The organism is Faecalibacterium sp. AF28-13AC (assembly GCF_003478405.1).
Taxonomy (GTDB): Bacteria; Bacillota; Clostridia; order Oscillospirales; family Ruminococcaceae; genus Faecalibacterium; species Faecalibacterium prausnitzii_E.
In genome coordinates this window covers 70,209-95,249 of the sequence record NZ_QUFG01000011.1, presented here as the reverse complement: position 1 = coordinate 95,249, position 25,041 = coordinate 70,209, and the positions used below count along the sequence as shown (strand labels likewise).

Genomic DNA, 25,041 nt, shown 5'->3' with positions numbered 1-25,041 from the left:
TTTACTCGTTCCTGTCCACTGTTCCGAGTAGTGCCTTCTCAGAACTTCCTGTAAACAAAAAACGTACCCGAACCCTTTTTCATAAAGAATCGGGTTCGAGTACGAACTGTATGGTGGACGGTACAGGACTCGAACCTGTGACCTCCTGCACGTCAAGCAGATGCTCTACCAGCTGAGCTAACCGTCCAGATGTCGTATCGACTTGATTATGATACCACACCTTTGGCCGGATTGCAAGCTTTTTTTGCAAATTTCTGCAAAAATCATTGCAGGGCCTTCCGGATGATGTTGTAGAGCACGGGTTTCATGGCGTCGATGTGGTCGGGCTTGCCTTCGAGGATGGACGAGTAGCACACCGACATGCACATGCTGCCCAGCGCCGTGATGCGCTGGTAGACTTCGCGCTCGGTCAGGCCGGCCATTTCGGGGCTGGACATGATGGCGTGGAGCAGTTTGCACATCAGCGGCTCGGCCTCGCCGGAGGCTTCGATCTTGTCCAGCCCCGGCCAGACGAAGCTGCGCTCCAGAAAACGGAGCATCAGGGTGTCGGTCCGCAGAGCCTCGATGATGTGGTCGATGACGAAGATCATCTTGTCGGGAAAATCCATCGGCGCGCTGGCGCGCTCACAGGCCGTCACGGCGTCGTCCAGCAGCTGGTAGCTCACGCGGGCCAGAAGCGCCTGGGTCACAGCACCTTTGTCGGCAAAATAGAGATAGAAGGTGCCTTTGCCCACCTTGGCGCGGGAGGTGATATCCTCCACGCTGGTCTTGGATGCGCCCCGCTCCAGGAACAGCTCGTATGCTGCATCCAGAAGCGCCCGGCGCTTTTCCTGCTTTTTGCCTTCCACGGTATTCATGCTTTGGGTCGATTCCTCTTTTCTGCGATGTTCTGTCGTGTAAACATTATTTTAGCAATGCTTTCCTCCCGGCGCAAGCCCCAAATAGCCGATCGGTGTTAGACAATTTTCAGTGGATGATAAAAAAACTGACGTTTGGTCAGTTTTTGTCTTGACACTTTCCGCCAGCTGGTTATAATAGTGCTTGCTCAGAAGTGACTGCGAGTCATTTTTGAGCGCCAATTCTGTTCCAACATTTCAATGGAGGGTTTTCATGAAAAAGATCGCACAGGGCATTGTGCGTCTGCGCAAACTGATCTTAACAGTAGCCATCCTGCTGTTGATCCCTTCCGCGATAGGCGCCGTTGCCACCCGCATCAACTACGACGTCCTCACCTATCTGCCGCAGGAGCTTGACTCTATGATCGGCGAACGGGCATTGGAGGACGACTTCCATCTGGCCTCCACCGGTATGATCACGGTCGAGGGCCTGCCCACGAACGAGCTCATCGCCATGAAGAAGGACATCGACGCCGTGCCCGGTGTCACCCAGACCTTCTGGCTGAGCGATGTGATCGACCCCAGCATCCCTACCGAGATGCTCCCGGCGGACATCCAGCAGTTCATGTTCGGCAAAAATGATTCCACCATGCTCATCGTCCGGTTCGACGGCCCCAGCGCCAGCGACGAGACGATGAACGCGGTCCAGCAAATCAAGAAAGTGCTCCGGAAGGATACCTTCTTTGGCGGCATGAGCGTCATCCTGCAGGACACCAAGGCCCTGATCAATGAGGAGATGCCGCTGTATATCCTGTGCGCTGTGGGTGCCAGTATGCTGGTGCTGTTCCTCTCGCTGGAGAGCACCATCACCCCGGTGCTGTTCATGCTGGGCCTGCTGTTCCCCATCGCGTACAACTTTGGCACGAACATCTTCCTCGGCCAGATCAGCTACATCACCCAGGCGCTGTCCACCGTGCTGCAGCTGGGCGTTACGATGGACTTCTCCATCTTCCTGCTGCACCGCTATCAGGAGGAAAAAGAGCTTCGCTCCTCCAATGAGGAAGCCATGGTCAGTGCCATCTGCAAGACCATGACCTCCATTTCCGCTTCGTCGCTGACCACCATCGCAGGCTTCCTGGCCCTGTGTGCCATGCGCCTGACGCTGGGCCGCGACATCGGCATCGTCATGGCAAAAGGCGTGGCGCTGGGCGTCATCTGCACCGTCGTCATCCTGCCGGCACTGATCCTGACCTTTGACAAGTGGGTCGAGAAATACAAGCACCGCACCATCATCCCGCAGCTGACCAGGACCAGCTACTTCGTCTCCAAACACGCAGCCCCCATTGTGGCGGTCTTCCTCGTGCTGCTGGTGCCCTTTGTGGCGGCGCAGCAGAAGACCGAAGTCTACTACACCCTGTTCGATTCGCTGCCCCAGGACCTGACCGGCATCGTCGGCACCAACAAGCTGGGCGAGGATTTCGGCATGACCACCTCGCACTTCATTCTGGTGCATGACGACCTGACCGCCACCCAGGTCTCCGACCTGTGCGACGAACTCAAGGACGTGGACGGCATCACGCAGGTCATCAGCCTGGATTCCGTCACCGGCCCCGGCTTTGATACCGGCCTGCTGCCCGACAGCGTGACCGAGATCCTGCAGTCCGGCGGGTACAAGCTCATCCTTGCCAACAGCTCCTATAAGACCGGTACCGACGCCATCAACAACCAGCTGGACGAGATGAACACCGCCATCAAGGCGGTGGACCCCGAAGGTGTCATCACCGGCGAGGGTGCCATGACCAAAGACCTGATCGAGGTCGCGGATGTGGACTTCAAGAACGTCAACGTCTGGTCCATCCTGGCCGTTGCCGCCATCATCCTGATCTCTTTCCGCAGCCTGTCCATCCCGGTGCTGCTGGTGGCCAGCATTGAAGCCGCCATCTCCATCAACATGGGCATCCCGTACTTCACCGGCACCCAGCTGCCGTTCATCGCCAGCATCGTCATCGGCACCATCCAGCTGGGCGCGACCGTGGACTATTCCATCCTGATGACCACCCGTTACCACGAGGAGCGCAGCTACGGCCGCACCCCGAAGGAAGCAGCCCAGCAGTCGCTGGAGCATTGCAGCCAGTCCATCCTGACCAGCGGCCTGACCTTCTTCGCCGCCACCGTCGGCGTGGCGGCCATCAGCAAGATGGAGCTGCTGAAGAGCATCTGCCTGCTCATCTCCCGCGGCGCACTCATCAGCATGGCCGTCATCCTGATCGTCCTGCCCGCTGCCCTGATGCTGCTGGACTGGATCATCCGCCATACCACCCTGCACTGGCTGGTCCCCGAACCCGCCTCGAAATCTGAAAAGGAGTAATCACCATGAAGAAATCGCTTCGCTTCGCCAGTGCGGCGCTGGCGCTGACCCTCGCCGCCAGCATGACGATGCCTGCCTTTGCCGCAGGCAAGTCCGATTTTGCCAAGTCTGAGAACGTCTACGCCGTCATGAACGCCGATGGCTCCATCAAGAGCACCACCGTCAGCGAGCATCTGTACAACGCCAACGGCCTGTCCGGTGTGACCGATGTCTCTTCCCTGACTGACATCCAGAACACCGAGAGCGATGCCGCCTTTACCCAGGACGGCGAAAAGCTGGTCTGGAACACCGACGACACCGACGTCTATTATAAGGGGACCACCGACCGTGACCTGCCCATCTCGGCCAAAGTCACCTATACGCTGGACGGCGTGACCGACAGCCTGGAGAACCTGATGGGCAAGAGCGGCCACCTGACCATTCAAATCGACCTGACCAACAACGAGACCGGCACCGTGAATGTCAACGGCACCGACCGCACCATCGTCACCCCGCTCATCACGGCGGTGGGCGTCATCTTTGGGGAGGACGCCTCCAATGTGACCGCTGAGCACGGCGTGATCGAGTCTGCCGCCAAGAGCAACGTGGCCGCGTTCGTCACCCTGCCCGGCGTGAAGGATTCGCTGTCCGGTCTGCTGCCGGAGGACCTGTCCACGGTGGAAGATTATTTGCAGGACAGCGTGACTGTGGAAGCCGATGTGGAAGATCTGGCAGCTCCGCAGATCATGCTGGCCGCAGCCACCAGCCCCGATGCGCTGGGCACGGACAATGTCTTTGACCTTGACAGCATCAACGAGCTGACCGACGGCATCCAGCAGCTGAACGACGCCATGAGCCAGCTCATGGACGGTGCGTCTCAGCTGGAAGACGGCGTCTCGCAGCTGGCCGGCGGTACGCTGGCTCTGCTGGATGGTGCATCCCAGCTGAAGACCGGTGTTGCCGCGCTGGACAACGGCCTCGGCCAGCTGACCAACGGCCTCGACACCCTGACCTCCAACAATGCCGCCCTGAATGCCGGTGCCCAGCAGGTGGCCGACGGCGTTCTGGCTTCCGCAAACAAGACCCTGATGGAGGGCGGCCTCATCGACACCCCCATGACCTGGGACAACTATGAAGCCGTCATCGACGAAGTCCTGACCATGAACGACAAGACGCTGGCCGCTGCCCGCAAGAAGATGGTCCGCACCATCTGGGAGCAGGCTCCCAACTTCAAGGACAGCCAGCTCGACCTGGCTCTCTACCTTTCCGCGACCAAAACCAATCATGACCTGGAAGCAGCCCTCCGCCTGATGCAGAGCTACGACCCCTCCATGATCTGCGGTCTGGTGCAGCTGCTGACCAATGCCGACGCCCAGCAGATCGCCCACGAGGAGCTCAAGCTGCAGGCCGAGAACAGCGACGATATCGCTAGCGTCCGCGCCCTGAAGACCAGCCTGAGCCAGATCCAGTACTTCGTTTCCAGCGTCAACCAGTACACCAGTGGTGTCGCCACTGCGGCCGACGGTGCCCACTCTGCCAAGGACGGCAGCGCCAAGCTGGCCTCCGGCACCAAGACCCTTTACGATGGCGTGAACACCCTGAACAATGGCGTCAGCCAGCTGACCGACGGTGCCACCCAGCTGAGCGATGGCCTGGTCCAGTTCAACGAGGAGGGCATCTCCAAGCTGACCGGTTCGCTGGACACCGACCAGATCCACGCCCTGAAGACGGTCCTGGACGAGATGACCAGCCGCCTGGAGAACTACACCAGCTTCGCCGGTGCACCGGAAGGCGCTTCTTCCAACGTGAAGTTCATCTATAAGACCGGTGAGACCGTGGCCGCTACCGAGAATACGGCCGTGGCCGAGACTACTACCCAGGAGGGCAGCTTCTTCACCCGCCTGTGGGAGCGCATCGTGAATCTGTTCAAGTTCTAAGTATTTTGAAGTAGAAGTAAAACAGGAACGCCCCCTGGTATCGCAGCGATACCAGGGGGCGTTTTGCTGCCATTTGGCAGGATAGAACGTTCTCAGAACCAGTTGATGTCCACGATGACCAGTTCCGGCGGATTGTTGACGCGGGGGATGCACTTGTCCTTGCCGTCGCCCAGACCGCGGCTGATGACGAGGGAGGTGTCGCCGATCTGATGCAGACCCTCGGTCAGCGTTGGCAGAACGCCCTGATCCGGCGTGTAAAGCCCGCCGATGCCGGGGATGCGGATCATCCCGCCGTGGGTGTGGCCGCAGAGCGCCAGATCGACCGGCACGTCAGAGAAGAAGCCGTCCTCCAGAAAATATTCCGGGTAGTGGACCAGCAGCAGCTTGAAGGCATCCAGCTGCTCAAAACTCTCGAAATATGCACTGGCGTACCGCTCGTAGGAAGCGGGTGCTTCGGCCACGCCGCCGATGGCGATGGTGTTGCCGTTCACCTCCAGCGTCTCGGTCTCGTCTGCCAGGAAGTGGACGCCGATGGCCTCCAGATCTTCCCGGATGGGGGAGTGGTCAAACACGATCTTGGGCCACTCGTGGTTGCCGGGCACATAGTACACCGGCGCGATCTTGACAAGCTCTTCGCACAGGTCGGTGACGACCGAATAGTCGTCCACCAGCTTGTCGTTCATGTCGCCGGTGATGGCGATGATGTCCGGCTTGAGCGCGGTGATCCGCTCGATCAGATCCGCATTGTGGTCGCCGAACTCATGCAGATGCAGATCGGACAGCTGCACGACCCGGACGTTCGAGGTCAGCTTGTCGGACTGGACCTGATAGTAGCTCTCGACGAAGCTCTGATGCTTTGCAATAAGGGTGAAGATGCCCCACAGGGCCGCCAGCAGCACCGCCAGCCCCAACACGAACTGAAGAATGCCCAGGACGATTTTTTTCAAAGGGCCGAAACGGGCCTTGCGGGGTGCGTAATGAGAAGCCAAAGATTATCCCTCCTGTCTGGTTTTAGAGCGCATTGCCTCGCGCAGCAGTGCGCGGATGGAATAGGCATTGTTGGCCTTGCTCTCCGAAATGCCGATGGCGTATTCGTAGGTCGCCTCGGTGCTCTCGGCGTTGTAGGCCGCGATGAGGCGGTGGAAGTAATCGGCAAAGCTCTCGGCGTCCTCCATCCGGCACTGGTCGAAGAAGCCGATGAACTGCTGGCCGCCGTTGTAATAGACGGTGCCGCAGGTGGCCGAGGCTTCCTTCAGGAAGCCGGCAAACTGGTCCAGCATCGCGTTGCCGCGTTCGCGGCCGTAGGCGGTGTTGATCTGGCTCAGGTTGGTCAGCTCCACCACCACACAAACGGTATCGTCCGGCAGGACGCGGCTACTGTTGTTCCGGATGAACAGATCACAGGCGGTGCGGTTGGGCATATCCAGCGACTGCTCGGTGAAGAACATGTATTCCACAAAGTCCTGGATACGGCCCAGCAGGATGGCGCCGCAGACGCCCAGGATGAAGAAGACCGCGACGCCCAGCAGGATGTACAGCTTGACGTTGATCTTCTCGCTGACCGTGGTGCTGGCCAGAACGCCCAGATTGACCGCGCCGCAGTATTCGTTGTACTCCTTCATGGTGATGGAGAGGCTCTCATACAGGGAGTTCAGCTGACTCTGCAGGGCGTCGATCTCCTGTTCCACAGACTGCTGGGAGAAGGCCTTGTTCTTGCTGGAAACGTCCGTGGAGTCGGATGCATCCTGGAACACGTCGATGATATACTGGCAGTAGGCAGCGTCGATGACGTTGCTGGACTTGCGGTTCAGGATCGTCACGTAGTCGCTGATGAGGGTGTCGTAGACGGTGGTGCGGTCTACTTTGGTGTCATACTCGTAGACATCGTTCAGCACGAAGCCGCCGGCGTCATCCTCGGTGCCGGTCCGGGCTCCTCTTTGATAGTAGAGGGAGCCGTCCTTGTTCTTGTTGCCGTAGCTCTGGATGACTTCCAGTACGGCGGCGACCTTCTCGGTGTCCACATCGCCGTCCATGATGTAGGTGTTGTAGCGCTCCTGGTATTTTTTGAGCAGGACTTCCCGGTTCTGCGTCAGCTTGCCGCCCAAAATCTCGGAGAAGAGATAGGGGATCTCAACGTCGCCGACGTAGTTGTACTCATCGAGCAGGTCCGAGAGAGACATCCCGGTGTGGGAAGAGATGAACTCCGGGTGCGATTTCTGGCAGTTGATGAGGTTGGAGGAGATCTCGGAAACGGTGTTTTTCAGGATCTCCGCCTGTTCGAGGTAGTCGTAGCCATGGCCGTCCAGCGCAGAGGCATTGTTGGGGATGGTGTAATAGTCCACGTATTTTTCGCCGAAGCTGGCAAAGTAGCAGCTCAGGATCTCATCCAGCATGGTGCGGGCGTACTCGGTGCTGTAATTGCTGCTGAGCGAGAGCGTGACGAGGTATTCGGTGGATTGGTATTCCTCCACGTCCTCACCTTTTTCAATTTTGGCCGCCTGGGTCTTGGCCACATCGTCGGGCACGATGGGGGTGACCGTGCCGCCGGAGCGGATGGTATCCACGTTGACGGTCAGGTCCAGATTTTCAATGGCCTGCTTGACGACGGAGGAAGAGAAGATCTCCGAAACATCCAGTTCGCCGCCGCTGGGGGTCTTGCCGTCCTCGGCCTGGGAGTAGTTGTATTTGATGATGGACTGCGCCGTATAGGCCTGATTGCTGGTGGCATAGCGCATGAAGAACACACCCGCACAGAACGACATCAGCGCGATGAGCGGCCACCATTTTTTCAGATATCGGATGATGTTAAAGCTTTTCATTTCGTTTTGTCCTTATCGCGGATGACTTTGCTCTTGGCGAGGACCCAGGCGCAGAGTGCACAGAACGTGACGCCGCCGGTCAGGATCATCCACTTGATGCTCAGCTCGTCGGCCAGGGAACGTTTCTCGAAACTGATGGTCAGGTAGTTTTTGGTCTTGTAGCGGATGTATTCCTTGTTGAGGATCCGGGAGGTCTCGATAAGGTTCTCCAGCTTCTGCTTCATATCCTGGATCATGCTCTCGGCGGTTGCAACGCTGGAAGGTGTATTGGCCGTCTGGGCATTCATCTGGCGGATGGCGTATTCGTTTTTCTGGATGATGGCCATCGTATCGTTGGCGGAGTCGTTGGCGCTCTCGGCTGCCGAGGCCTGGTAGTCGATGGCGACCTTGGTGCGGGACATATAGAAGTTGTTCTGGGTGTCCAGCGTGGGGATCAGAACAACGGCAGTCAGGGCCGAATCATAGATCTCGATGGTGTGCAGGCGGTTCTGGTATTCGGCCATGAGTTTCTGGTAGCTGATGTTTTTCAGAAAGTTCTGGTATTCCAGCTTGCTGATGTAGCGTTCCCGGTTTTTGGAGAGGCCGCTCTGCAAAACATAGGAATCGTATTTTTCAAGGTCGATGCTGGTGAAATTGTCCACCTTCTGGCGCAGAGAGGTGAAGGTTTCGCCGGTGAGTTCGGAGCGGAAGGTGCCGTTCTCCTTGGCGTTGGTGTTCAGGAAGCGGTGGAGCTTCTGGCACTCCTTATTAAAGAAGGAGCCGATCTCCATGTACTCCTGCTTGTCGCACTCGGACCAATCGGGGGAGATGCCCATCTCGACGTAGGTATAGTCCTCGTAGAAGACCTCTTTGTAGGACTCGACGATCAGGCTGAGCATATCTCTGGCCGAGATGCGGGGGCCGATCTCGTCGTTTTTTTCGTAGGTGATGGTGTAGGTGGTGGCGATCTTATAGCTCGTGGTGTCGGAGGGCAGCTGCATTCCGTTGACGTTGGAAGCCCAGGCCGTGATGTTTTCGGCCATATCCTGCGCGGTGACCTGGCCTTCGAGGCCGGCCTTCGCAATGGCGCGGTCCAGCACGTCGTCCGATTTGATGAGCGAGATGTTGAACCGGGTGTTGTTGGGGTAAAGCCCTCTGGTGGCTTCCTCGTAGTTCAGGGCGATCATCATCTTTGCGGTGCGGGCTTTCAGGTGGTACATCACAAAGCTGGTGGAGCACATCACCAGAAGGATGAGGGCCAGGTAGAGGAGGCGGTGCTTCCACAGCCCCTGGAAGAGAAGCTCGACCAGCGCCCAGAACTTACTTTTTTGCGGGCGGTTCGGTTGGTTTGTTTTGGGAGATGGCATGGTTGTAGATCACCTCGTTTCGATCCAGCAGCTTCATGGCGTGGCCGATGGGCAGCAGCATGAAGATCGTGTTCATATAGCAGTAAAAGGCGGTGTTGTCGGTCGCGTAGGTCACAAACGCATAAATGGTGCAGTACAACAGCAGGAAAGCGGTCTCGGTGCCGTACTGCTTCTGGCACCAGACGACCTTGCCCTGCCAGCTGAGCCAGATCCAGAAGGAAAAGCCCCAGAAGCCAAGCTCAATGTACATGGTCACAAGGTCGTTGTGCATCCCGCCGAAGTCGTGGGTGCCAAAGACGCCGATGCCCGCTGCGTTCATGATGCTGATATACCGCGTGACCCAGCCGATGCCGTAGCCGCGGAACGTGGGGCTGAAGGAATACAGGTCGGTGAAGGCTTCGTACAGGCCCTTGCGGCCCATGGTGTCAATGCCCAGGGTGTCCACCGTCCAGCTGAACAGGCCCGACCAGATGAAGAAGACGTAGAACAGGCAGGCGGCGATGGCGAAGATGGAGATGGAATGGAGCACAAAGTTCTGCCCCTTGGGCTTGAGCCGGGTGATGAACAGGTGCATCACCAGCACGCCGAGCATACCGATGAGGGCGATGCGCTTGAGACCCAGATAGAAGAAGCCCGCCGCCAGTGTGAGATGGACGACCCGCCGCCAACCTTTTTCAAAGAGGGCGTAATAGAGGACCATCAGCCCGAACCCGAAGGTCAGGTCGTGGACTTCCAGCGCCTTGATGGGCGCATTGGTGTCCACGCCGCCGGATTTGGCAAAGGCGATGAAGCCAGTGATGAACTCGCTCAGGCCGTAGGGCCGGAGGCTGTCGAACACCAGGATGCAGACATTGGCGATGCACATGCCGTAGAAGGTGTAGTCGATGGCTTTGCCGCCGAACAGATACACTGCTGCGCACATCGAGGTAAGCGAGATCATGTGGTAGAGGATGGTGGAACACCCGCGGGACATGTAGTTCAGCTGCTGGAAATCCAGCGACCAGACAAGCATGGACCACGCCGCCATCATCACAAAGGGGATGAGAAAGATGATGTAATATTCCTCGATGAGGGGCAATCGGTTGAAGTCTCCGGTGATGAGCAGAAAACAGGCGGCCAGGCCGACCACGGCGGCCTGCACCAGGTACTTCATGAACCAGGGCAGGCCCATGCCGCGGTACCAGAACCCGATGCCCATCATGGCAATGTAGAGCAGCGGCAGCCAGAACGGCCGCTGCGCCGATTTCCGCTTCAGGAATTGTGTTCCTCCATGCTGCGCAAGATACTCCCAGTTTCCGCTGCCATATCCCCCAAAGAGTAGTTTTATAAAACTTTGCATCTGCCCTCCTGTGCGAGCCTGCGGGCAAGCCGCGGCTCTTCGCGTTCGTTCAGTTCAAAAGCTCCACGATGGCCTGATAGTTGCGGGCACAGTTCTGGTCATCCACCTGGTCGAACAGCGCGTCCACACGCTTTGCGTAGAAGGGGGATATCGTGCCGTTCTGGGCCAGAGCGCGGTCCAGCTCCCGGAAGAGCGCTGCCTGCTCGGTGACCACAGGCCCGAAGCCGTCGTCCCGGTAGCTGAAGTAGCCGACGTCGTGGTGCACGCCCCAATACTGCGCCTCATCGAACTGGTAATAGAGGAGGGGCTTTTTCATATAGGCAAAATCGAACTGTACGCTGGAAAAATCGCTGACCATGACGGCGGATTCCATCAGAAGGGTCTGCACATCGGCCTCGCCCAGCGCCGCGATCTTCACCCGCGGGTTGGCGGTGTGGAAGCTGCTCAGAAAACGCTGCACCTCGAAATGAGGGTAGAAGACGGCCTCATAGCCGTGCTTCTCCAGCAGCGCCTCCAGCTCCGGGCTGGAGATGACGTCCTGCCAGTGCCGGAAATAGTCGCTCTGCTCAAACTCGGCCTGGGTCTTCCGCTCGATGGCGTAGGTGCGCCAGGTGGGCATCAGCAGCAGCTGGCGCTTGGTCTCGTGGGGGCGCAGCAGGGCGTCAAACCGGCACAGACCCAGCCGTTTGACAATACCGGCTGGATAATGATAGGCGGATTCTACAAAATCCCGTTCTTTTTGCAGGGAGCAGACGAAAAGGTCGGTGCGGATGTTGGGGTAGTGATACCATTTCATGTCGTCGATGATGACCCCATGCTGCAAAAAGGCGCGGGGGCCATGGACCACATGGAGCTTGTCGAGCATGTAGTAGCTGTCGATCTCCGGGGTGTAGCCCAGCACATGGGTGCTGATCTTCATCTCCGATGCGGCGCAGAGCAGATAGTGCTTCCAGCTGCGGTAGGGCACGACCCGGCCCAGCGCCTGCACCCGCTCATAGTCCGACAGGGTGGGGTCTGCCACGAACCAGCTGTTCAATTCAGGATGCTCCCGGTTCAGGTAGGCAAAGATGTGGTAGCCGTTGTCCCGCGCTTCGCGGCCCCGCTCGGAGACGAGCCAGACATGCCGGTAATCCTTGTTCCAGCACTTCAGAACGGCAGCACAGCAGGTGGCAGTTTCATATTTCAGGAGTTCCCGCAGCAGATGAAAGGCGCGCCGGGTCTTTCGCAGCAGATCATTCATAGACGTCGTTCCTTTACATTCAGTTGATAATATAGAGAAAATTCCGATTCGTCAGGCGTTCTTCACCACATCGCCATACAGGGCCAGCAGCTGGTCACAGTAGCGCTCCAGCGTCATCATGCGGTCTTTCTTCTGGATGCAGTGGGCCGACATCTCGGCCAGCAGGGGCTTGTCTGCATAGAGCGCCCGGATCTCTTCCGCGTAGGCGGCCGGGGTGAAAGTGTCGTTCAGGATGCCGGTGCGGCCCTCTTCCACCAGTTCCGGGATGCCGCCGATCCGGTTGCAGAGCACCGGGGTACCGAGGGACTGGGATTCCAGCAGAGCCAGCGGGCAGTTTTCGTACCAGATGGACAGGTGCAGGGTGAACAGCGCCCCGGCTACGAGGTCTTCGAGCGCTTTGCCGGTCTGGAAGCCGACGTACTTCACGTTGGGCAGGGTGCAGTTTTTGCACAGATCCTCCATGGGGCCGCTGCCCGCGATGACGAAGGGAATGTCCGGCAGCAGCTTGCAGGCTTCGAGGATGCGGTCGATGCCCTTTTCCTCCGAGAGGCGGCCGAAGTAAAGGACATAATCCCCCTTTTCGGCAGGGGCAGCCGCAGCGACCCGGCTCAGAAAGTTGTGCAGCATCACCGTCTTGCCCCGGAAGCGGGGGACGGTGAGGAGCTTTTTCTCCAGGAACGCACTGGGGCAGATGAAGCGGTCGATCTTGTCGTAGACGTGATTGCACTCGTAAAAGGTGCCCTCCACGGCACCAATGAGGCTCTTGGGCAGCGAACCGTGGATGCAGCGCTTTTTCACGCAGGGCCACTTGCTTTTTTTGCCCATGCAGGCTTCGCAGAGCTTTTTGGAGTTGAACTCCATCATCATGTGGTTGGGGCAGAGCATCTGCACATCGTGCACCGTCTGCACCATGGGCACCCCGCATTCCGCCCCGGCGCAGATGACCGAAGGCGTCAGCTGGAAATTGATGTTGTTGAAATGGATGAGGTCGGGCTGAAACTGCCCGATGACCTGCTTCAGCTTCCGTTTCGCTTCAAACGAGTAGAGGATGCGGAAGGGGTAGAGCAGTTTTTCCGGCCCGGCGTTGTGGAAGTCCATATTGGTGGTGGCGAGGTGCAGGGCATTGCCGACGGTGTTCTTTTCGTCGTACATGCCAAAATATTCGACCTCGTGGCCCCGGCGGGTCAGTTCCTCGCCGATCTTGAGAAAATAGGTCTCTGCACCGCCGCGGGGGTAGAGAAATTTATTGACGAATAAGATCTTCACAGGGGCCAGCCTTTCGTTGCGAAAAGTAGAATCGGAGGATTCCCACATAATAGGTATGTATAAACAGCTTAATAATAGCATCATCCCTCTTTTTCTGCAATATGTATTCACAAAATCATCGCAATTTGGCGGGGCAAACGGCCCGAAACCGCAAAAAACCGTGAGCGGCGGAATGGCATCTTCCGCGCCCACGGTTCGTCAGGGGTGGATATTCGGTCAAAGATCGTAAAGTGCGTTCAAAAATTTATTGCAGTGTGCTCGGTGCGTCGCTCAGGTTGTGCACGATGCCGTACCAGCGGCAGTTCGTCTGCGTGCTCAGGTCCACATCGCTGAACTTGCTCACGCCCAAACCGCCGATGTCCGCGCCAAAGACCTTGTACATCGCCTGCCCGGTCGGGTTGGCCGGGAAGACATAGGCTGGCAGGTCGGTAGGCCAGGCATTGGGGGCAATATACCATTTGAAATTCGTAAGGTAGACAAGAGACACCCCGGAGTAGAATTTGAATCCCCGCTGGTACGTATCGCAGTAGCAGTCCGAGAAGCGGGTGCCGTTCACGCGAATGTATGCAAAGACCGTGTTCTCCAGCAGGGCCTTCTTGGTGTCGTGGTCGTTGTTGTCGAAATCGTAACACCAGGCGTGGATGTTGTGGAAGATGCTGCTGCCGTTGCACGAGAGCGCCGTCTTCACGTTCAGGATGACGATATCGGTGTACATGGAGTCGCCGGTGTCGTAGATGCCCACTGCATCCGGATAGATCAGCGACGTCTCGATCAGACAGTTGCGCACCATCAGCTCATACGAGAGGTTGGCTTCCGTCTGGCCGTCTTCTTTCCCCATGGACGCATCTTCGAATTTTCCGCAGATGCCGTATCGCTGGAAGTTCTGGATGGAGATGTGGTCGATCAGGGTGCATTTCTGCCGTGCCACGGCGATGCAGTCGTCTGCCTTGAAGTTCGCGTTGACTTTGCCGTTGCCCCGGATGAACATGTCCTGCTGGGGCGTTTCGGGCGGGTACATCTTGCCGCGGATCTCGATGAACCGGTCCACCTTGGTGCTGGCCGTGCATTTCAGCTCGGCGTTGTCCAGTTCCATGTAGCACTGGTCGAATACCAGCTTGCCGGAAAACGCATACACGCCCTTCGGGAAATACAGCGTCTCGGCCGGGTGCGCGGCGATGAGCGCGTTGAACGCGGCCAGGTTGTCGGTGGTGCCGTCCCCTTTGAAGCCGTGATCCAGCACGTTCAGCATTCCGCTGCCGCCGCCTGTGCTCAGGGTGGTGCCATTCAGGTCGTATACCATATCAGTTTGCCTCCATCAGGGTCGTGATCTGTGCGTCGGTCAGCGCCGTGTCGAATACCTGGAAGTCGTACACCGCGCCATTGAAGAAACGTGCCTTGCCGTCCGTAGTTTCGCCTGAGGCGGCGGTCCACGAAGCACCAAGGATCAGCGAACGATCCACGGTCTTGTTCGCGGCATAGTTCGGGATGTTCTTCCATTCGGTCATGGAACCGTACGACAGGAACCGGAACTGCGTCCCCTTGATCTGGAGCAGAAACTTCAGTTTCTTCCCGGATTCGATCTTGACAAAGTGACTGCCGTAGGTGAACATGTTCATGCCCACGGTTCCGTTGGTCCATGTTGAAACGATGATGCCTCTCTGATCGTTGGTGATATCGCTGAAGCAATCAAGCAAAGTTGTCACCGCACCGGCTGTACTGTCCGCTACTGTAAAGGTGGCGTACACTGTCAGATTCATGTCGGTGTCGATGGCTGCGAACGGCTTGATCCCGGTGTCGATCCATTCTTTGTTGGCCGGTACAAAGGTCTTCGGAGCTGCCAGCTTATACCGCGGCGTCGGCAGTCCGTTGTTGGGGGGATTTGGTGTGTCCGGTTGGCTAGGCGTGGGCGGGACATCGGGCAGGCTGCTGCCGCTCCAAAGTGCGGCCAAGGCGTTGTAGTGGGGCAGCATCTCGCCGTTGTCGTAGACGGCGTGGCGGAACAGCGCAAGGATGAGCCCGCGCTCCTCGTCGGACAGGCCGGATGCGGCGTTGCGAAGCTCTCGCTTGACCTGCTGCAAAAACTGCTGCCACGCCGGGGTGCCCGGTTCGGGCAGGGTTGGGTCCGTGGTGCCAGAGTTGGTCAGCACGCGGTACGGGACACTGGCGCTGGTCACGGTGCGGGTGCCGTCGGAGCCTTCAAAGGTGACGGTCCCGCTGCCGCCCTGTGCAGTGACGAGGGCGGGCACCTCGACGGCCCCGTCGGCCACAAGGGTGGTCAGCGGCCCGGCCGGACCGGGCAGATGCCAGAACGCTGCAACGGTGGTGCCGTCCCACTCGCCGGAGCAGACGACCCGCAGCCGATAGACGCCGGTGTTGTGCGCGTAGCCAAGCAGAAGCCCGCCGGAATAGCCCGAAAGGACGGCGCGGCCGTTGGAGCAGAGCGTGATTTGTTGTTCGATCATAGAAAACCTCCCATCTGTAAAAAAGATCGAGTGCAAGCAGGAACAGGAAAAAGCAGAACGCTGCCCTGTGCAGGGAAAACGACGCTAAGGGGAATGATCCATTCGATTTGCCTCCTTTTGGTTGTGAAATGGCTGCGTTTATGTGTGAAAACAGTATAAATCAACAACGGCAAGTTGTCAAGACGGAATTTGAAGATTTTGCAGCGTGGGTTCAGATGCGTTGCAATCGCGCGGATGGTGCGTTATAATACAACCACACAGACACGACCAGGAAGCCCAAGGGATGCAGTGTAAGAAAGGAACGTGGATATGAACTATATCATGGCGCTGGATGCTGGGACGACCTCGAACCGCTGCATCCTGTTCAACAAGGCGGGCGAGATGTGCAGCGTGGCTCAGAAAGAGTTCACCCAGTATTTCCCGAAGCCGGGCTGGGTGGAGCATGACGCAAACGAGATCTGGACCACGCAGCTGGGTGTGGCGCTCTCGGCCATGAACCAGATCGGGGCCAGCGCGTCGGACATCGCGGCCATCGGCATCACGAACCAGCGCGAGACCACCATCGTATGGGACCGTGAGACCGGGGAGCCGGTCTATCATGCCATCGTCTGGCAGTGCCGCCGCACCAGCGCCTACTGCGACGAGCTCAAGGCGCGGGGCCTGACCGAGACCTTCCGGGCAAAGACGGGTCTGGTCATTGACGCATACTTCTCCGCCACCAAACTGAAATGGATCCTGGACAACGTGCCCGGCGCGCGGGAAAAGGCCGAGGCCGGGCGGCTGCTGTTCGGCACGGTGGAGACCTGGCTCATCTGGAAGCTGACCTGCGGCCGGGTCCATGTGACCGACTACACCAACGCCAGCCGCACGATGCTGTTCAACATCCACACGCTGGAGTGGGATGAGGACATCCTGCGGGAGCTGAACATCCCGCGCTGTATGCTGCCCACGCCTATGCCGTCCAGCTGCTTCTACGCGGAGGCCGACCCGATGCACTTTGGTTCGGGCATCAAAATTGCAGGCGCAGCGGGCGACCAGCAGGCCGCGCTCTTCGGGCAGACCTGCTTTTCGGCGGGTGAGGCGAAGAACACCTTTGGCACCGGCGGCTTTCTGTTGATGAACACCGGCAAAACGCCGGTCGTCTCGAAAAACGGCCTTGTCACGACCATTGCGTGCAGCAGCGGAAAAAGCGTGAATTATGCGCTGGAAGGTTCCATCTTCGTGGCCGGTGCGGCCATCCAGTGGCTGCGGGACGAGCTGCGGCTGCTGGAAGAAGCCCGCGACTCCGAGTATATGGCCCGGAAGGTGAAGGACACCAACGGCTGTTATGTGGTGCCCGCCTTCACCGGCCTCGGTGCGCCCCACTGGGATCAGTACGCCCGCGGAACCATCGTGGGCCTGACCCGCGGCTGCAACAAAAATCACATCATCCGTGCGACACTGGACAGCCTGTGCTATCAGGTGAACGATGTCCTCCACGCCATGGAGGCCGACTCCGGCATCGCCATGAAGGCCCTGAAAGTGGACGGCGGCGCCTGCGCCAACAACTACCTGATGCAGACTATGGCCGACATCAGCAGCCTGCCGGTGGAGCGCCCCTGCTGCGTGGAAACGACCGCTCTCGGCGCGGCCTACCTTGCCGGTCTGGCCGTAGGCTACTGGCAGTCCACCGATGAGGTGGTCCGGAACTGGTCGGTGGACCGCACCTTCCTGCCGGATATCTCGGCCGAGGAGCGCACCAGGCGCATCAAGGGCTGGAATAAGGCCGTGCGCTGCGCCTATCATTGGGCGTTGGATGAGGAGTGAAGCGGGACAATACGGCGGCTGAGAGGAAGCACTTCGCAATGAAATACGAAAAAAGCTGCGGTGCAGTGATCTATACCGTGCAGAATGGAATGAGGCTTTACCTTGTGGAGCAGATGCAGAAAGGGCATGTGTCCCTTTGCAAAGGCCATGTTGAACAAGATGAATCGGAACATGAAACAGCGATACGGGAGATACGGGAAGAGACCAACCTCGAAGTGGAGTTTGTGGAAGGGTTTCGGAAAACCATCGCGTATTCTCCCAGCACCGACTGCATGAAAACGGTGGTATTCTTTCTGGCACATGCAGAGCATACGGATGCGAGAGCGCAGGAGGAAGAGGTCAGAGCAATTCAATGGCTGCCATTTGAAAATGCCGTGGAAGCATTGACCTTTGATTCGACCCGTGAAATACTGCGGCAGGCAGATGCGTTTTTGGATGGGTGAGAACGATAGTTTTTGTGTCACCACTGGTGACACAAGTCAGCTGGACGAATCATCTGCTGATCATGTCTGGTTCCAAATCCGCAGAAGAACGGCATTTTTATCTTTCTCTTTGTGTAAAAGAACATTATTCAAAACGCGAATTGGAACGTCAAATGGACAGTAAACGGTTTACCTGACACTGGGTGAAACGAGAAGTGTGATTGAATTTACGGAGGAGAGAATGGGCGATTTTGCGGTAGAAGAGATGCTTGCGATGCAGCAGGCTCTACAGGAAAAATACAAAGACAAGTGGGAGCTGATCGGCCCGGAAGCGGGCAAACATAAATTGCTGTGGATGCTCGGTGAAGTGGGAGAGGTCATCGACATCATTAAAAAGAACGGGGACAAAACTGCTGTTGAGGATGAAGCGATACGGCAGCATCTTGTGGAAGAGATGGCGGATGTGCTCATGTATTACAACGATGTCCTGCTGTGTTATGGGATCAGTGGGCGGGAACTGAAAGAAGCGTATACCGCCAAGTTTGAAAAGAATATGACGCGCTGGTAAGAAAGCGCAAAAAGAACCCCCGGCCAGAGACGTTGGAGTCTCTGGCCGGGGGTTTGTCTATCCAAAAATTATCCCATCACGACCGTGACTTCCACGGTCTCGCTGGGGGCGGCGATGGGGAGGATGCGGATGATTCGGATACATTAAAAATGCAAACGGCTATAGATATTTGGAAATGGCATCTTTGGAGCTGGATAAAATTTGTCGCAAGGCAAGAAGCTGGGCATTAGAGCAATCCTGTAGTTCCAGCGTGATCTCTTCCAGCAATTCGGTTTTGCCAAGGGCATCTTTATCAAAAATCAAGTCGTCTGTTCGTACACCCAGTGCGCAGGCGAGGTCCACCAGAACAGGGAGACTGAGCTTCGTATATCCCGTTTCGATGTGGCTCATATGAACGGTTGAGATGTTGACCATTTCGGCTAATTCTTCTTGCGATAAATTCAGACGCTTCCGATGTGCACGGATTCGTTTTCCTATAGCGGCATAGTCCATAGATTTCCTCTTTGTCTACATGGTTTAACTTTTGACCATAGAGTTTATTATTTTCTTGCAGTATAGAGTGGAGTGTGCTATAATCGAATAAACTGAATAGACATAAAAAGTCTATAAAGTTAAACTATCGCTTTGGAAAACAAACGAAGGAGTGATTTCTATGCGGTTGAAAAAGAAAATCTTGCGTGGAGTGACGGCGGCTGTGCTGGCAGCGGTGCTTCTGACGGCCTGTGCGGGCGGCGGCGAAGCTCCGGCTCCGTCCAACCCGGACAACAACACAATGGGCGGTGGAACGGTCACGACTCCGACAGAACCGGAAAAGCCGACTCCTACCGAGCCGGAAAAACCGACGCCAAATCCCACAGAACCGGAACAACCGGAACCGTCTGAACCGGAAACGCCTACGGAACCGGATGAACCCAGCGATGGCATCGAGTGGACCTACAAGGACAACGGCAATGGCACCGCGACTCTGACCGGCTATAACAAGTCCGGCGAAAAGGTGCCTTCTGGTGCAGTTACCATTCCTCGTAAGGTAGGCGAAAAGAAGCTGACAGTGACAGCGATTGGAAATAACTGCTTCTATCAGGATAACAATATTACCAGTGTGGTCATTCCGGATACCGTGAAGTCGATTGGTGCAAAGGCTTTTTATGCGTGCGGAAATTTATCAGCAGTAACATTCCCGGAAGGGTTGCAGACGATTGGAACGTATGCGTTTGCATCAGATGCACTGATTGAAGTAGTTGTTCCTAAGAGCGTGACAAAGATGGAAAATGGCGTCTTTGACGGCAATGCGGCACTTCAGAGCGCAACGATTCTTGGCAATGCAAGTCTCGGATACGGAACATTCTATCAATGCTCAAGTTTGCAGAGTGTGCAAATCGTGGGTGAGGTTTCGGAGATTCCGACGAATACCTTCTCTGATTGCAAACAACTGAAAAATGTGACACTTCCCAAGACGATTCGTGTGATTGGTGGAAGCGCATTCAAAAACTGCATTTCGCTGGGTGAGATCGCACTTCCGGATACGGTCACAAGCATCGGAACTGGTGCGTTCTATAACTGTTCTTCGTTGAAAACAATTACGATCCCCAAAAAGGTGGCTGAACTGAAGGAGAGCACTTTCCAATATTGCACGGCGTTGACCGGTGTTTCTCTGCCGGACGGTCTGGCTGTCATTGGGCCGTCGGTGTTCAATGGATGCAGTGCGTTGACGAACATCAATCTGCCAGACAGTATTACGACGATTGGAAAATACGCGTTCCAGAAGTGCATTGCACTGGAAAGCGTAGCTCTTCCTAAAAAAATCACCACGATTTCGGGTTGTCTGTTCAATGGATGCACTTCTCTGAGCAGTGTTGTGATTCCGGAAGGCGTCGTAAACATTGAATACGATGCGTTCAACAATTGCTCTGCAATGGAAAAAATCGTGTTGCCGAATGGTGTGAAAAATATCGGCAATGAAGCTTTTATGGGATGTAAGGCATTAAAGGAGATCACACTGCCAGACAGCATTACAACAATTGGAGACAAATCTTTCCAGTATGCTGGCTTGACCAGGCTGACTCTGCCAAAAGGACTGAAAACGATTGGTGCACAGGCGTTTTATGAGTGTAAATCGCTTCATAAAACTGCAATTCCGGAAGGTGTGACCAGTGTTGGACGCTCGGCGTTTTCTGGATGCGCAGCTCTTGAATGTGTCTATCTTCCGCGCAGCCTGACACGAATTGAAGTTTATACTTTTGAAAACTGCAAATATGTGGAAATCTGCTATGGCGGAAGCGAGGCAATGTGGAACCAGATCAGCATTGAAGGCTACACGGAAAGGGGCACCAACAAGATACTTTACAACGCTCCGAAGCACTTCAATGCCCAGCCGTCAGACATCAATAGATATGCAAAATTCTAACTTCTATAGCAATTCAACTTTTTAATGCGACTGCAACATCGTTGAATTGTACATCATTGAGATGCTGTTTTTGATGTTGCGCTAATTTCTTGACTTGCGCTAAACGTTCAAAGAATAAATCGAGCAAAACGAAATCCCCGGCTCCGCGTATTGCAGAGCCGGGGATTTCGTTTATGAGAAAAAGGAAAATCGGGAACTTTATCCCATCACGACCGCGACTTCCACGGTCTCGCCAGCTTTGGCGATGGGGAGTACATTGCCGGGGATGGGAGAACCGTTGACGGTGACGCGCTTCACGCCCTTCTGCACGGCGTCAGGGTTCTCGACCCGGATGTGGTACACGGCCCCGCGGTAGCGGCGGGTGACGGTGAAGCCGGGCAGCGTGTGTGGGATGCAGGGGTCGATCTTCAGGCCGTCCAGCGTGGGCTGCACACCGAGGATGTACTGGCTGACATTGAAGAAGGTCCAGGCGGCGGTGCCGGTCAGCCAGCTGTTCTTTGCCTCGCCGAAGGTCGGGGCGTCGATGCCGGCGACCATCTGGCTGTAGACATACGGCTCGGTGCGGTGGATCTCGGAGATGTCCTCGATGTAGGCGGGGCAGGTCTTCTTGTAGACTTCAAAGGCACGGTCGCCGTGGCCAAGCACAGTCTCGGCGCAGCTGATCCACGGATTGTTGTGGCAGAAGATGCCTGCATTCTCCTTGTATCCCGGAGGGTAGCTGGAGATCTCGCCGAGGTTGAGGCGGTAGGTGGTGTAGGCGGGCTGGAGCAGAACGACGCCGTACTTGGTGTCGAGCCGCTCTTCCACGCTCCTCAGCGCCTGCTCGGCCTGACCGGTCGTTTTGCCGATGCCTGCCATGACGCACATGCCCTGCGGCTCAATGAAGATCTGGCCCTCGTCGCATTCCTTGCTGCCGATGGGCTGGCCGAAGGCATCGTAGGCGCGGCGGAACCAGGCACCGTCCCAGCCGGCGGTCAGAGCGGCCTGCTCGACTTCCGCGATGGCGGCGCGGGCCTCGGCGGCCTCCTCCGGGAGGCTGCGGTGGTCGCACAGGTCGGCGTACTCGCTGCCGTACTTGACGAACATGCCCGCGATGAAAACGCTTTCGGCCACCGGGCCTTCGCTGGGGCCGGTGATCTGGAAGCTCTCGCCGGGGTGCTCGGAGAAGCAGTTCAGGTTCAGGCAGTCGTTCCAGTCGGCGCGGCCGATGAGGGGCAGACCGTGGGGGCCGAGGTGGGTGCGGGTGAAGCGGAAGCTGCGGCGCAGATGCTCCATGAGGGGCTGTGCCTTGCTCGCATCGTTGTCAAAAGCAACGGACTCGTCCAGAATGGACCAGTCGCCGGTCTCGCGGAGATAGGCGGCGGTGCCTGCGATGAGCCAGAGCGGGTCATCGTTGAAGCCGGTGCCAACATCGCGGTTGCCCTTTTTGGTCAGGGGCTGATACTGGTGGTAGGCGCTTCCATCCTCGAACTGGGTGGCGGCGATATCCAGAATGCGGCCGCGGGCGCGCTCCGGGATCATGTGGACGAAGCCCAGCAGATCCTGGCAGCTGTCGCGGAAGCCCATCCCGCGGCCGATGCCGCTTTCGTAGTAGCTGGCCGAGCGGCTCATGTTGAAGGTGACCATGCACTGGTACTGGTGCCACAGATTGACCATCCGGTCCAGCTTCTCGTCGCCGGAATGCAATTGCAGGGTGGAGAGCAGCTTGTCCCAGTGGTCGGCCAGCGCTCTGCGGGCTTCGTCCACCTGGGCGTCGGTGGCGTAGCGGGCCATCATGGCCTCGGCGCGGGTCTTATTGATGACGCCGGGGGCGGTGAACTTTTCGTCCACGGGATTCTCAATGTAGCCCAGACCGAAGAGGATGGTCCGGGTCTCCCCGGCTTCCAGGGTCAGGTGGAAGTGGTGGGCACCGACCGGGGCCCAGCCGTGGGCGATGCTGTTGGAGCAGCGGCCCGCCTTGACGGCTTCCGGCTCGGCGGGGCCGCCGTATACGCCGCAGAAGGCGTCGCGGGCGGTGTCGAAGCTGGTGACCGGGGTGTTGGCCCAGAACACTGCGTAGTGGTCGCGGCGCTCACGGTACTCGGTCTTATGGTAGATGGCGCTGCCCACGACCTCCACTTCGCCGGTGGAGAAGTTGCGCTGGAAGTTGGAGCTGTCGTCCATGGCGTCCCACAGGCAGAACTCCACGTAGCTGAACACATCCAGCGTGCGGGGGGCATCGGTCTTGTTTTCCAGCGTCAGGCGGTCGATCTCGCAGGCGTCGCCGCGCGGAACGAACAGCTCCTGCTGGGCGCGGATGCCGTTCTTCTCACCGGTCAGGATGGTGTAGCCCAGACCGTGGCGGCAGCTGTAGGCGTCCAGCGCGGTCTTGGTGGGCTGCCAGCCGGGGTTCCAGATCGTGCCGCCGTCGTTGATGTAGATGCGGTGGCCGTCCATATCCAGCGGAGAGTTGTTGTAGCGGTAACGGGTGATGCGGCGCAGCCGCGCATCCCGGTAAAAGCTGTAGCCGCCGCCGGTGTTGGACACCAGACTGAAGAAGTCCTCACTGCCCAGATAGTTGATCCAGGGCAGGGGCGTGCGGGGCGTGTCGATCACGTATTCCCGATGCACATCATCAAAATGTCCGAATTTCATACGATCAGTTCCTCCTTTGCAAAAACAGGAAACGCGCTGCAACCATCAGAAAAGCGAAAACGATTAAGAACGCGCTGCAAGAAAAGAGAGAACGATTACGCTGCTTTAAGGATAACCGATTCCACAGCGAAATTCAAGTGGTTTTATGAAATATACAACGCACCGGACAGGAAGCGGATCTCGGCGAAATTGTAAGGATTTTGTAATGATTTTGAAGAGAGAACGAACTTTTTTCGTGTGAAGCAGGCGGGGCGGGGGAAGCGCTGCGCCTTCTGGAACCGGCCCACAGGCTCCAAACTGGGAAAGAAAATCCCCATTCTAAAGTAATAATAAGATCCTGCCAGAATGTCCCCACTGATACGAAAGCAGGAAGCGAAAAAATATTCGAAAATGAGCGAAAGAGAGCGAAAATAGAGCAAACTGCATAATTTGATTCGCCGAAAATCGAACAAACCGCCAAAATCATGGCAATCGACACAAAAGATTTTCGTTTGCGCTTGATTTTTGGTGCGAAATGCGCTATATTGAAGTTGCGAAAACGATTTAGGATTCGTTCAGAACCAATCGGTTCCTGAGAGGAGGACGACGAAATGTCATCCCTGAAAGATCTGGCGCAGGAATGCGGGGTCTCGGTGGCCACGGTGAGCAAGGCGCTCAACGGCCAGTCGGATATCTCCGAGGCCACCCGCACCCGTGTTCGGGAGGCGGCTCGCCGGATGGGCTATGTTCCCAATATGGCGGCCCGCTCCATGAAGACCAACCGTACTTATAACATCGGCGTCCTGTTCGTGGACGAACGGCAGAGCGGCCTGGCACACGAATACTTCTCCGCTGTGCTGGACAGCTTCAAAGTCCGGGTCGAGCAGCTGGGCTACGATATCACCTTTATCAACCGGAACCTCGGCGGCAAGACGATGACCTACCTGGAGCACTGCCACTACCGCGGGGTGGACGGAGCCGTGATCGCCTGTGTGGATTTCACAGACCCGCAGGTGATCGAGCTGGTGAACAGCGATGTGCCGGTCGTCACGATCGACCACGTGTTCAACAACCGGATGGCAGTCCTTTCGGACAACGTGGCCGGCCTTTCGGCGCTGGTCCGCACGGCATACCGCCAGGGCCACCGCCGCATCGCTTTCATCCATGGCGAGCGGACCGCCGTTACCGAGAACCGTCTGGCGGGCTTCTACAAGAGCTGCGATGAGCTGGGGCTGGAAGTTCCGGATGTGTATGTGCGGGAGGGCATCTACCACGACGCCGCCCGCTGCGCACAGGAAACGAAAGCACTGCTGGCGCTTCCGCAGCGGCCCACCTGCATCCTCTTCCCCGATGACTTCTCTGCCATGGGCGGCTACAATGCCATCGCGGAGACGGGGCTGAGCATTCCGGAGGACATCTCCGTGATGGGCTACGACGGCATCTACCTCTCCCGCGTCATGAAGCCGCAGCTGGCGACCTACCAGCAGAACACCATGATGCTGGGGCGCACCGCCGCAGACAAGCTGGTGCAGATGATCGAGCACCCGCGTGTGACACTGGCCGAGCAGCTGCTCGTGACCGGCAAACTGTTGGAAGGCGACTCCGTCGGCCGACCGGCCCAAACCTAGTTCCTCGG

The 25,041-nt window shown here is 57.4% G+C and carries 19 protein-coding genes and 1 tRNA gene; 8 read left to right on the top strand and 12 right to left on the bottom strand.

All coding sequences use genetic code 11. The annotated features are described in order from the left end of the window. Positions 1 to 111 precede the first annotated feature (111 nt). A tRNA-Val gene (locus DWY95_RS14185) sits at positions 112 to 187 on the bottom strand. 76 nt (positions 188 to 263) lie between these two features. Beyond that, positions 264 to 857: a TetR/AcrR family transcriptional regulator gene (locus DWY95_RS14180; protein ID WP_118554010.1), complete on the bottom strand. Its 594-nt coding sequence runs from the start codon at positions 855 to 857 to the stop codon at positions 264 to 266. 253 nt (positions 858 to 1,110) lie between these two features. On the opposite strand from DWY95_RS14180, the gene DWY95_RS14175 reads away from it, so the two are divergent. After that, positions 1,111 to 3,204, top strand: a complete 2,094-nt coding sequence (locus tag DWY95_RS14175) for an MMPL family transporter (protein WP_118554009.1) — start codon at positions 1,111 to 1,113, stop codon at positions 3,202 to 3,204. Positions 3,205 to 3,209: 5 nt separating this feature from the next. Next, a complete protein-coding gene (locus DWY95_RS14170) occupies positions 3,210 to 5,120 on the top strand; it encodes a hypothetical protein (protein ID WP_118554008.1) in 1,911 nt (636 codons plus the stop codon). Positions 5,121 to 5,212: 92 nt separating this feature from the next. Here DWY95_RS14170 and DWY95_RS14165 read toward each other — a convergent pair whose 3' ends face one another. From DWY95_RS14165 to DWY95_RS14130, 8 genes are all read right to left on the bottom strand, one after another. Further along, on the bottom strand, positions 5,213 to 6,109 hold the full coding sequence (locus tag DWY95_RS14165; RefSeq protein WP_118554007.1) for a metallophosphoesterase: 897 nt from the start codon (positions 6,107 to 6,109) through the stop codon (positions 5,213 to 5,215). A 3-nt stretch (positions 6,110 to 6,112) separates the two neighbouring features. Beyond that, on the bottom strand, positions 6,113 to 7,939 hold the full coding sequence (locus DWY95_RS14160) for a diguanylate cyclase (protein WP_118554006.1): 1,827 nt from the start codon (positions 7,937 to 7,939) through the stop codon (positions 6,113 to 6,115). Then, entirely contained in the window at positions 7,936 to 9,285 is a 1,350-nt protein-coding gene (locus tag DWY95_RS14155; RefSeq protein WP_118554005.1) for a hypothetical protein, read from the bottom strand. The genes DWY95_RS14160 and DWY95_RS14155 overlap by 4 nt, the downstream gene beginning before the upstream one ends. Further along, entirely contained in the window at positions 9,239 to 10,624 is a 1,386-nt protein-coding gene (locus DWY95_RS14150) for an O-antigen ligase family protein (protein WP_118554004.1), read from the bottom strand. The genes DWY95_RS14155 and DWY95_RS14150 overlap by 47 nt, the downstream gene beginning before the upstream one ends. A 49-nt stretch (positions 10,625 to 10,673) precedes the next feature. Beyond that, positions 10,674 to 11,864 (bottom strand): CDP-glycerol glycerophosphotransferase family protein, encoded by a 1,191-nt coding sequence (locus DWY95_RS14145; protein WP_097791393.1) that lies wholly within the window; start codon positions 11,862 to 11,864, stop codon positions 10,674 to 10,676. Positions 11,865 to 11,915: 51 nt separating this feature from the next. Continuing rightward, the gene (locus DWY95_RS14140) at positions 11,916 to 13,130 is read right to left on the bottom strand and encodes a glycosyltransferase (RefSeq protein WP_118554014.1); all 1,215 of its coding nucleotides are present in this window, start codon (positions 13,128 to 13,130) and stop codon (positions 11,916 to 11,918) included. Between the two features lie 244 nt (positions 13,131 to 13,374). Beyond that, complete coding sequence (locus tag DWY95_RS14135; protein WP_118554003.1) at positions 13,375 to 14,430, bottom strand: glycosyl hydrolase family 28-related protein; 1,056 nt, start codon at positions 14,428 to 14,430, stop codon at positions 13,375 to 13,377. 1 nt (position 14,431) lies between these two features. Next, complete coding sequence (locus DWY95_RS14130; RefSeq protein WP_118554002.1) at positions 14,432 to 15,592, bottom strand: hypothetical protein; 1,161 nt, start codon at positions 15,590 to 15,592, stop codon at positions 14,432 to 14,434. Positions 15,593 to 15,901: 309 nt separating this feature from the next. Here DWY95_RS14130 and glpK point away from each other — a divergent pair, with 309 nt between their 5' ends. The 4 genes from glpK to DWY95_RS14110 are packed head-to-tail and all read left to right on the top strand — an operon-like array spanning position 15,902 to position 18,388. Then, positions 15,902 to 17,398: a glycerol kinase GlpK gene (gene glpK / locus DWY95_RS14125; protein ID WP_118554001.1), complete on the top strand. Its 1,497-nt coding sequence runs from the start codon at positions 15,902 to 15,904 to the stop codon at positions 17,396 to 17,398. A gap of 38 nt (positions 17,399 to 17,436) precedes the next feature. After that, positions 17,437 to 17,841, top strand: a complete 405-nt coding sequence (locus DWY95_RS14120) for an NUDIX domain-containing protein (protein WP_118554000.1) — start codon at positions 17,437 to 17,439, stop codon at positions 17,839 to 17,841. After that, a complete protein-coding gene (locus tag DWY95_RS14115) occupies positions 17,838 to 18,017 on the top strand; it encodes a DUF1016 N-terminal domain-containing protein (RefSeq protein WP_347562102.1) in 180 nt (59 codons plus the stop codon). Before DWY95_RS14120 ends, DWY95_RS14115 begins: the two co-directional genes overlap by 4 nt. A gap of 44 nt (positions 18,018 to 18,061) precedes the next feature. Continuing rightward, complete coding sequence (locus DWY95_RS14110; RefSeq protein WP_118553999.1) at positions 18,062 to 18,388, top strand: MazG nucleotide pyrophosphohydrolase domain-containing protein; 327 nt, start codon at positions 18,062 to 18,064, stop codon at positions 18,386 to 18,388. 159 nt (positions 18,389 to 18,547) lie between these two features. Here DWY95_RS14110 and DWY95_RS14105 read toward each other — a convergent pair whose 3' ends face one another. Further along, positions 18,548 to 18,880, bottom strand: a complete 333-nt coding sequence (locus DWY95_RS14105) for a helix-turn-helix transcriptional regulator (RefSeq protein WP_118553998.1) — start codon at positions 18,878 to 18,880, stop codon at positions 18,548 to 18,550. Between the two features lie 160 nt (positions 18,881 to 19,040). On the opposite strand from DWY95_RS14105, the gene DWY95_RS14100 reads away from it, so the two are divergent. Next, positions 19,041 to 20,792, top strand: coding sequence for a leucine-rich repeat domain-containing protein (locus DWY95_RS14100; protein ID WP_118553997.1), 1,752 nt, complete (start codon positions 19,041 to 19,043; stop codon positions 20,790 to 20,792). Positions 20,793 to 20,990: 198 nt separating this feature from the next. Here the strand turns inward: DWY95_RS14100 and DWY95_RS14095 are convergent, their stop codons facing one another. Beyond that, the gene (locus DWY95_RS14095) at positions 20,991 to 23,426 is read right to left on the bottom strand and encodes a glycosyl transferase (protein WP_118553996.1); all 2,436 of its coding nucleotides are present in this window, start codon (positions 23,424 to 23,426) and stop codon (positions 20,991 to 20,993) included. A gap of 590 nt (positions 23,427 to 24,016) precedes the next feature. On the opposite strand from DWY95_RS14095, the gene DWY95_RS14090 reads away from it, so the two are divergent. Continuing rightward, a complete protein-coding gene (locus DWY95_RS14090) occupies positions 24,017 to 25,033 on the top strand; it encodes a LacI family DNA-binding transcriptional regulator (RefSeq protein ID WP_118553995.1) in 1,017 nt (338 codons plus the stop codon). The last annotated feature ends 8 nt before the right edge of the window (positions 25,034 to 25,041 follow it).

What these genes read in the sequence shown, in the direction of transcription:
- DWY95_RS14180 (WP_118554010.1), bottom strand. Translation starts at nt 857, where the DNA reads ATGAATACCGTGGAAGGCAAAAAGCAGGAAAAGCGCCGGGCGCTTCTG.
- DWY95_RS14175 (WP_118554009.1), top strand. Translation starts at nt 1,111, where the DNA reads ATGAAAAAGATCGCACAGGGCATTGTGCGTCTGCGCAAACTGATCTTA.
- DWY95_RS14170 (WP_118554008.1), top strand. Translation starts at nt 3,210, where the DNA reads ATGAAGAAATCGCTTCGCTTCGCCAGTGCGGCGCTGGCGCTGACCCTC.
- DWY95_RS14160 (WP_118554006.1), bottom strand. Translation starts at nt 7,939, where the DNA reads ATGAAAAGCTTTAACATCATCCGATATCTGAAAAAATGGTGGCCGCTC.
- DWY95_RS14155 (WP_118554005.1), bottom strand. Translation starts at nt 9,285, where the DNA reads ATGCCATCTCCCAAAACAAACCAACCGAACCGCCCGCAAAAAAGTAAG.
- DWY95_RS14150 (WP_118554004.1), bottom strand. Translation starts at nt 10,624, where the DNA reads ATGCAAAGTTTTATAAAACTACTCTTTGGGGGATATGGCAGCGGAAAC.
- DWY95_RS14145 (WP_097791393.1), bottom strand. Translation starts at nt 11,864, where the DNA reads ATGAATGATCTGCTGCGAAAGACCCGGCGCGCCTTTCATCTGCTGCGG.
- DWY95_RS14135 (WP_118554003.1), bottom strand. Translation starts at nt 14,430, where the DNA reads ATGGTATACGACCTGAATGGCACCACCCTGAGCACAGGCGGCGGCAGC.
- DWY95_RS14130 (WP_118554002.1), bottom strand. Translation starts at nt 15,592, where the DNA reads ATGATCGAACAACAAATCACGCTCTGCTCCAACGGCCGCGCCGTCCTT.
- glpK (WP_118554001.1), top strand. Translation starts at nt 15,902, where the DNA reads ATGAACTATATCATGGCGCTGGATGCTGGGACGACCTCGAACCGCTGC.
- DWY95_RS14120 (WP_118554000.1), top strand. Translation starts at nt 17,437, where the DNA reads ATGAAATACGAAAAAAGCTGCGGTGCAGTGATCTATACCGTGCAGAAT.
- DWY95_RS14110 (WP_118553999.1), top strand. Translation starts at nt 18,062, where the DNA reads ATGGGCGATTTTGCGGTAGAAGAGATGCTTGCGATGCAGCAGGCTCTA.
- DWY95_RS14105 (WP_118553998.1), bottom strand. Translation starts at nt 18,880, where the DNA reads ATGGACTATGCCGCTATAGGAAAACGAATCCGTGCACATCGGAAGCGT.
- DWY95_RS14100 (WP_118553997.1), top strand. Translation starts at nt 19,041, where the DNA reads ATGCGGTTGAAAAAGAAAATCTTGCGTGGAGTGACGGCGGCTGTGCTG.
- DWY95_RS14095 (WP_118553996.1), bottom strand. Translation starts at nt 23,426, where the DNA reads ATGAAATTCGGACATTTTGATGATGTGCATCGGGAATACGTGATCGAC.
- DWY95_RS14090 (WP_118553995.1), top strand. Translation starts at nt 24,017, where the DNA reads ATGTCATCCCTGAAAGATCTGGCGCAGGAATGCGGGGTCTCGGTGGCC.